The 6,542-nt window shown below is 53.7% G+C and carries 9 protein-coding genes; 3 read left to right on the forward strand and 6 right to left on the reverse strand.

What is annotated here, in order from left to right:
* Window positions 1-16 precede the first annotated feature (16 nt).
* A complete protein-coding gene (locus ACFOFO_RS00820; RefSeq protein ID WP_390324800.1) occupies window positions 17-781 on the reverse strand; it encodes an SDR family oxidoreductase in 765 nt (254 codons plus the stop codon).
* Between the two features lie 173 nt (window positions 782-954).
* Between ACFOFO_RS00820 and ACFOFO_RS00825 the strand changes: the two genes are divergently transcribed.
* A complete protein-coding gene (locus tag ACFOFO_RS00825) occupies window positions 955-1,866 on the forward strand; it encodes a LysR family transcriptional regulator (protein WP_390330556.1) in 912 nt (303 codons plus the stop codon).
* Between the two features lie 142 nt (window positions 1,867-2,008).
* Here ACFOFO_RS00825 and ACFOFO_RS00830 read toward each other — a convergent pair whose 3' ends face one another.
* Complete coding sequence (locus tag ACFOFO_RS00830) at window positions 2,009-2,170, reverse strand: hypothetical protein (RefSeq protein WP_390330558.1); 162 nt, start codon at window positions 2,168-2,170, stop codon at window positions 2,009-2,011.
* On the opposite strand from ACFOFO_RS00830, the gene ACFOFO_RS00835 reads away from it, so the two are divergent.
* A complete protein-coding gene (locus tag ACFOFO_RS00835) occupies window positions 2,169-3,122 on the forward strand; it encodes an alpha/beta fold hydrolase (RefSeq protein WP_390330560.1) in 954 nt (317 codons plus the stop codon). The genes ACFOFO_RS00830 and ACFOFO_RS00835 overlap by 2 nt on opposite strands.
* Window positions 3,123-3,287: 165 nt before the next feature.
* Here the strand turns inward: ACFOFO_RS00835 and ACFOFO_RS00840 are convergent, their stop codons facing one another.
* From ACFOFO_RS00840 to ACFOFO_RS00850, 3 genes are all read right to left on the reverse strand, one after another.
* The gene (locus ACFOFO_RS00840) at window positions 3,288-3,902 is read right to left on the reverse strand and encodes an FMN-dependent NADH-azoreductase (protein WP_390328085.1); all 615 of its coding nucleotides are present in this window, start codon (window positions 3,900-3,902) and stop codon (window positions 3,288-3,290) included.
* Window positions 3,903-3,997: 95 nt separating this feature from the next.
* Window positions 3,998-4,387, reverse strand: a complete 390-nt coding sequence (locus ACFOFO_RS00845; RefSeq protein WP_390324798.1) for a DoxX family protein — start codon at window positions 4,385-4,387, stop codon at window positions 3,998-4,000.
* A 28-nt stretch (window positions 4,388-4,415) separates the two neighbouring features.
* Window positions 4,416-5,117 (reverse strand): pirin family protein, encoded by a 702-nt coding sequence (locus ACFOFO_RS00850; protein ID WP_390330562.1) that lies wholly within the window; start codon window positions 5,115-5,117, stop codon window positions 4,416-4,418.
* Window positions 5,118-5,318: 201 nt separating this feature from the next.
* Here ACFOFO_RS00850 and ACFOFO_RS00855 point away from each other — a divergent pair, with 201 nt between their 5' ends.
* Window positions 5,319-6,236 carry a LysR substrate-binding domain-containing protein gene (locus ACFOFO_RS00855; RefSeq protein ID WP_390330564.1) on the forward strand — a complete coding sequence of 306 codons (918 nt, stop codon included), beginning with the start codon at window positions 5,319-5,321 and terminating at the stop codon, window positions 6,234-6,236.
* Between the two features lie 4 nt (window positions 6,237-6,240).
* On the opposite strand, the gene ACFOFO_RS00860 is transcribed toward ACFOFO_RS00855, so the two are convergent.
* The coding region (locus tag ACFOFO_RS00860) for a hypothetical protein (RefSeq protein ID WP_390330566.1) at window positions 6,241-6,542 on the reverse strand (302 nt) is incomplete at its 5' end.

Genomic DNA, 6,542 nt, shown 5'->3' on the forward strand with positions numbered 1-6,542 from the left:
GAGATATTTTCAAAGCTCAGGTGCGCGTGATGGATGCTCCGCCGTCTACCAGCGAAGCAGTGCCGGTGACGAAGGAAGAATCATCGGAGGCCAGGTACAACACCGAGCGCGCCAGTTCTTCCGGTTGCGCGGTGCGTTTCAATGCATGCAGATTGGTCACAAACGTTTGCGATTCGGCGGTGTTGTTCATACCCCGGTACATTTCTGTGTCCACGGCGCCAGGCAAAATCGAATTGACGCGCACTCCTTGCGCGCCGTATTCGGCCGCCAATGCCTGGGTTAGCCCGATCAATCCCGACTTGCTGGCAGCATAAGCAGCTATACCGGGGAAGGCAAGGCTATGGCCAACGAAAGTCGACGTGAAAATAATCGAGCCGGCCCCCGTTTTTAGCATTGCGGGAATTTGATGCTTGGCCCCCAAAAAAGCGCTGGTCAGATTGGTGTTTAGGGCTTCTGTCCAACCTTGTTCGGATATACCGGTAGTTGGGCCCATTTCACCCAGAGTGCCAGCATTGTTGAAAGCAACATCGAGGCGGCCAAACTTGCTCAATGCCAACTCAACCAGGGCTTGAGCATAAGCTTCTGATTGGACGTCACCCGCAAGGGCAACTGCCGCACCACCAGCCGAAGTGATTTCTGCAACCAGGCTATCAAGCTCTGACTGACGACGCGCTGCGACCACCACTTTGGCGCCTTCCTTGGCAAACAGTTTTGCGGTTGCACGACCTATTCCTGAACTTGCGCCGGTGATGATGGCGACTTTTCCGTTTAAACGATTCATGATGCTGCTCCTAATAAAGTAATTGATTGGCTACGGGGTCAATGACTGATCGGGCATTGGCGCGGTTGCTCAGCCCGTAGACACACTATATGATTTACAAATGCATACATCAATGCGATAAAAAGTGATGGCATATTCAGTATTTATGAATCAATAGGCGGAAAGAGAACGATATGGATCGCTTGCGTGCGCTCGAGGTATTTGTGGAGGTGGTACGAAAAAATGGCTTTGCGCGCGCGGCCGACGCGCTGGAGACATCCCCAGCCAATGTGACGCGCTATGTCCGCGATCTGGAATCCCATCTGGGCACGAGGCTACTCAATCGCAGTTCGCAGAAGATGTCACTGACGGAAAGTGGAGAGACTCTGTTTGAGCGGGCCAAGGCCATCCTCGATGAAGTGGCAGAAGTCGAGCTGATCGCATCTTCAGCCACCATGCAGCCGCGCGGACTTCTTCGTATTAACGCGCCGCTAAGCTTCGGCATACTGCATCTGGCACCGCTGTGGCCGCAGTTCCTGCAGCGCTATCCTGAGGTGGAGCTGGACATCGCACTGGTTGACCGTGTGGTCGACATCGTTGAGGAAGGTTATGACTTGGCGATACGTATCTCGCGCACCGGTTCAACCTCCTATGCGGCGCGCAAACTCGCCGCCTCGCACAACATCGTCTGTGCTTCTCCTGCCTATCTGCGCAAAAACGGTTCACCGAAAACTCCGTCAGACCTGATCGGCCACACTTGCATTGGATACAGTTACGCCGCCACGGCCGACGAGTGGAACTTCACCGATGAAAATGGCCAGGCGAATCCGGTAAAGGTGTCATGCGTTATGCACACCAACAATGGCGATACCGCGCGCGCGGCGGCGCTGGCGGGACTCGGCATCATCTGGCAACCCAGCTTTTTGATCGGCGCCGACTTGCGTGCCGGTAGGCTTGTGCCGCTGTTACCTGGCTACCGACTGCCAGACATTGATGTGCTGGCGGTTTATCCGAGTCGTCGTCATCTTAGTGCGAAGGTTCGCGTGATGGTCGATTTCCTAGCTGACGCGTTCAAAGAGACCCCCCCATGGGACATGGATGTCTAGTGCAAGCTGTCACTGTCAAGTCATGGCGCTCGACTCTGCACTTGCCGCAAAACGAGGAAACAGTCACTGATAGCTAAGCGCAATATGGAAAGCAGCCTACAATGAAAAAACGCAGCAACTGAAGAAAATAAAATCAAACAAATCAATATTTCCCACCGGAAGTTTGTGTACACAAGCCGATATTTGAAGCGATGTGACGCACTTCATATCCGCTGAATCTGCCTTGTTTGTCACCTCTGAATGCGCTGCCGGTAAAGCAATGAGTCAACAGTATTTTTTCAATAATAACTTGGAGCAGTTCCATGAAAAATTTGTTGAATTCCCTCCGCACGATCACACTTATTCGGACTATAAAAGCTACTGTTTATACCGGCTTGCTCGCTCTTGCAGCGGCTGCTGTCTTTGGGGCTTCAGCATTTGCTCAAGCCCCGCAAAGTCGCTTCGCGGACGTCAATGGAATACGCATTCACTATCTGGTTTCTGGCAAAGGGGACCCCATAGTACTTTTACATGGCTACGCCGAAACAAGTCATATGTGGCTTCCGTTAATGGGGCAGCTAGCAAAGACACACACCGTGATCGCTCCCGACTTACGCGGGTTCGGGCAATCGTCCGCGCCGCCTGACGGTTACACAAAGAAAGGCATGGCCCAAGATATTCACGCCCTCGTGTCCGGCCTTGGTTTTGAACATATTAGACTTGTCGGGCATGACATCGGACTGATGGTCGCTTATGCGTACGCAGCACAGTATCCCAAGGAAGTGGATCGGATCGTGTTGATGGACGCGTTCTTGCCAGGGGTAGGCAATTGGCGCGACGTTTGGCTACTGCGCGATCTCTGGCATTTCCATTTCTACGGTGAGACAGCGCTCGGACTCGTGAAGGGACGTGAGCGCATCTATTTGGAACATTTCTGGAATGACTTTGCCGCTGATAAAACGCACTCCGTTCCCGAGCGCGACCGTAAGTTTTACGCAGCAGCCTATGCACAACCGGGCCACATGCGAGCAGGTTTCGAAGTCTTCCGCGCATTCGAGCAAGATGCAAAGGATTTTGAACAATTCGCGAAAACACCGTTACCAATGCCAATGCTTGTTCTCACCGGTGAAAAAGCTTCTGGTGAGTTCTTGATACAACAGGGACGACTTGTGGCGACAAACGCGGAGGGCATCGTTATCCCGAGATCCGGCCATTGGCTCATGGAGGAAGCGACTGATCAGGTCGTTCCAAAGCTTGTAGAATTTCTTAATCGCTAAGTCGAAAATCGCCATGGTAAAGGGGCCTTCTCGCAGATCTCGGCCAAGGCACTACATTCGACACTTTGTAATGACAAGGCGGACAGGTTCATAGGATAAATCGCTTGAACGAAAAAAAGGCATGGCATCCGGTGGATGCCATCCCTTCCCTATAATTTAAAGCGTTCAGGCTGCTACTAATTCGCCAATCGCCTGTCGGGTTTGCGTCAGCGCATCGGCCACCGCCGCGTCGCCCATCGCCAGCCCTTCGGTATGAATGAAGGTGATGTCGGTCAGACCGATAAAGCCCAGCACCGCACGCAGGTACGTTTCATGGAAATCCATCGACTTGGCCGGGCCTTGGCTATAAACGCCGCCGCGCGAGGTGAAGATGTACACCTTTTTTCCCTGAACCATCCCAACCGGGCCGGTTTCAGTGTATTTGAATGTCAAGCCAGCGCGGGCCACATGATCGATCCAGGCCTTCAGTGTCGAGCTGACGGAGAAGTTGTACATCGGCGCGCCGATCACAATGGTATCTGCGCTCAGCAGTTCAGCCACCAGGTCATCGGACAATTGCACAGTCTGCGCCTGCTCGGGGGAACGTTGCTCTGCCGGCGTAAAGAACGCTCCCATCATTTGTTCGGTCAGGTGTGGCACCGGGTTGGCCGCCAGATCGCGCTCGACGATCACATCGGCGGGCTGGATGGCCTGCCATTTGCTTAGGAACTCAGCGGTTAGTTGACGGGAAATGGAGCCTGCATTGCGGACACTGCTATTGATGTGAAGAATGGTCGCCATGATAGGTAAGCCTTTAAAAAGTGGAGTTGCGGGATGCAATCAATGACTGTGTACGGACAATCACGATGAGGAAATATCTGATGCAGATGCAGTGGTTACCGCTTGGCTACGGGTTGCTCACGTCGGAGCACCAGCAACATGCCGCCCAGGATCGCCAGGTTCTTGAGGAACTGCGTCAACTGGTTCTGGAAGCTCGCTGCATCGGCGCTCCAGAAGGCATGGAAAACGAAAGTGACGGGGATCAAAAACAGCGCCAATACCAGCGCCGACCAGCGCGCCTGCCATCCGGTGATCAACATCAAGCCGCCACCGATTTCGATCACGATCGTTATTGCCAGTAATAGGCCGGCGAGCGGCAGGCCGGAACTCGCCATCCAGCCCGCCACGTACGCAAAGCCAATGATTTTGTAAATGCCGGAAATGAAGAATAATGCGCCGAGGAAAGCACGGCCGAGGGGGTAAGACAGTTTCGATACATTTTGCATGGCAATCTCCTGATATGGTTGGACGGAATTAATAAGGCAAATCGAATAACAAGACTTCGGCCGCTTCGGCCTGATCAAGAGTGAGCAGGTTTTCGTTGGTCACTTTCAGCGCGTCTCCGGTCGCCAGTGCGATGTCGTTGACGGTCAACTGTCCTCGGATCACATGTACGTAAGCGGTGCGGCCGGGTGCGAGTTGGTGCTGGACTTGATCATCACCGTTCAGGATCGACGCATAAATTGCCGCATCCTGATGGATCAGCACTGAGTCGGCACGGCCGTCCGGCGAGGCGATCAGGCGCAACTGGCCCTTTTTCGACTCTGGATTGAAGTGCTTCTCTTCATATGCTGGCGCAATCCCTTGCACGTTGGGTTCAATCCAGATCTGGAGGAAATGCACCAGTTCTGACCGGGAATGGTTGAACTCGCTGTGCCGCACCCCGGTTCCCGCAGTCATGCGTTGAACGTCGCCATAGTGCAATACCGAGCCGGTGCCCATGCTGTCCTTGTGTTCGAGCGCGCCGTCGAGTACATAGGAGATGATCTCCATGTCGCGGTGCCCATGGGTACCGAAGCCTTGGGCCGGTTGCACGCGATCCTCGTTGATCACGAGCAGAGGACCGAAACCGGTGTGTTGCGGGTCCTGGTAGTGACCGAACGAAAAGGTGTGGTGCGAATGCAGCCAACCGTGATCGGCAATCCCACGATCCTCACTTTTGCGAATTTGTAACATCAGGTTCTCCTTCGGTTCCTTGTTGACGCCATCGAACGATACCGAGATGGGTCATGGTTAATTGCAAGTGCGATAATTTCGAACAATGAAATTTGCTAAGATTCTTGCTGTTACCTCATAAATTCCAATGAATCGGATTATGCTCGTGTAGAAACCAAAAGAAAAACGGAAAATTTACCACTCTATGATCGAAAATTTCGAATGTTAAAATTAAGCCTCGAAGCGCTGCAGATCATCGACGCGATCGACCGTCGCGGCTCGTTCTCGGCAGCTGGTAAAGAGTTGCACCGGGTTCCTTCGACCATTTCTTACACAGTCGCCAAGCTCGAAGACGATCTCGGCGTACAAGTGTTCGAACGCATCGGGCCGAGAGTTAGCCTGACGCGCGCCGGGCAGGAGTTGCTGAAGGAAGGACGCTACCTGCTCAAGGCAGCGGGAGATTTGGAATCCCGCGTCCGGCGGGTCGCTTCAGGCTGGGAAACTGAACTATCCATCGGGATGGATTCGCTGTTTTCTCCAATTGGGCTGAAGGACGATATCGATGCCTTCTACGAGATTGCCGATCAGACGCGCTTGCGTATCGTGCATGAGGCGCTATCCGGTACATGGGAAGCGTTGCTGGACCGACGGGTTGATTTGCTGATCGGCGCCGCGGGTGAAGGGCCATCCGGCGGTGGCTACATCGCCGTGCCGATGGGGTCCATTCCCTTCATCTTCGCCGTAGCGCCAACGCACCCCTTGGCCAAAGCTCCTGAACCTCTCGACACAGCAGAACTACGTGCTCATCGCGCGATATCGGTCGCGGATTCGGCGCGAAAATTACCGCCGCGCACGGTGGGACTAGTATTCGGGCAGGACACGTTGACCGTGTCCGATATGCGAAGCAAGTATGAATTCCAGCTCGCAGGACTTGGATTTGGCTTTCTGCCGGAACCTACCGCGCGCACCGCGCTTGCGGACGGCTTGCTGATCGAGAAAAAGGTGCACGAGCCAAAGCCGGTCGAAACGTTTTATCTTGCTTGGCGTACCGGCGAAGACGGCGCGGCATTAAAGTGGTGGATCGATCGTGTCCAGAAAAGGGAAATGCTGGAGCGACTGATGCTATCGCCCGGACACTGATTCATCATTTAACCTCATAGTGAGAGCTGACGGAGAACGTCACGATCAGATGCCCTTCCCTGATAGATTTTTCCTCCAGCAACTGAAGCACCATCGAACAGTCGGGACGATTTGGCAAGATAGGAAAGTGGTTGCTAAAGGCAGGGCTAGCTGCCACTCCGTTACGCCGCATTCTGGCACCGTCAATGAGATTCACCCGTCCTGTCACTTTCAATTCACTGAGTCCGCCGTTACAAATGCGCTCAGGTGGTACATTATTTACACGCGATTCATACTCCGTCGTCCACTTTTCAGGAAAACATGATG

Origin of the sequence: Pseudundibacterium arcticum (assembly GCF_042646465.1) — a bacterium.
Classification (GTDB): Bacteria; Pseudomonadota; Gammaproteobacteria; order Burkholderiales; family Burkholderiaceae_D; genus Undibacterium_A; species Undibacterium_A arcticum.

Bases quoted from the DNA above. Each gene is read 5' to 3' on its own strand.
- ACFOFO_RS00820 (WP_390324800.1), bottom strand. From the start codon at position 781: ATGAATCGTTTAAACGGAAAAGTCGCCATCATCACCGGCGCAAGTTCA.
- ACFOFO_RS00825 (WP_390330556.1), top strand. From the start codon at position 955: ATGGATCGCTTGCGTGCGCTCGAGGTATTTGTGGAGGTGGTACGAAAA.
- ACFOFO_RS00835 (WP_390330560.1), top strand. From the start codon at position 2,169: ATGAAAAATTTGTTGAATTCCCTCCGCACGATCACACTTATTCGGACT.
- ACFOFO_RS00830 (WP_390330558.1), bottom strand. From the start codon at position 2,170: ATGGAACTGCTCCAAGTTATTATTGAAAAAATACTGTTGACTCATTGC.
- ACFOFO_RS00840 (WP_390328085.1), bottom strand. From the start codon at position 3,902: ATGGCGACCATTCTTCACATCAATAGCAGTGTCCGCAATGCAGGCTCC.
- ACFOFO_RS00845 (WP_390324798.1), bottom strand. From the start codon at position 4,387: ATGCAAAATGTATCGAAACTGTCTTACCCCCTCGGCCGTGCTTTCCTC.
- ACFOFO_RS00850 (WP_390330562.1), bottom strand. From the start codon at position 5,117: ATGTTACAAATTCGCAAAAGTGAGGATCGTGGGATTGCCGATCACGGT.
- ACFOFO_RS00855 (WP_390330564.1), top strand. From the start codon at position 5,319: ATGTTAAAATTAAGCCTCGAAGCGCTGCAGATCATCGACGCGATCGAC.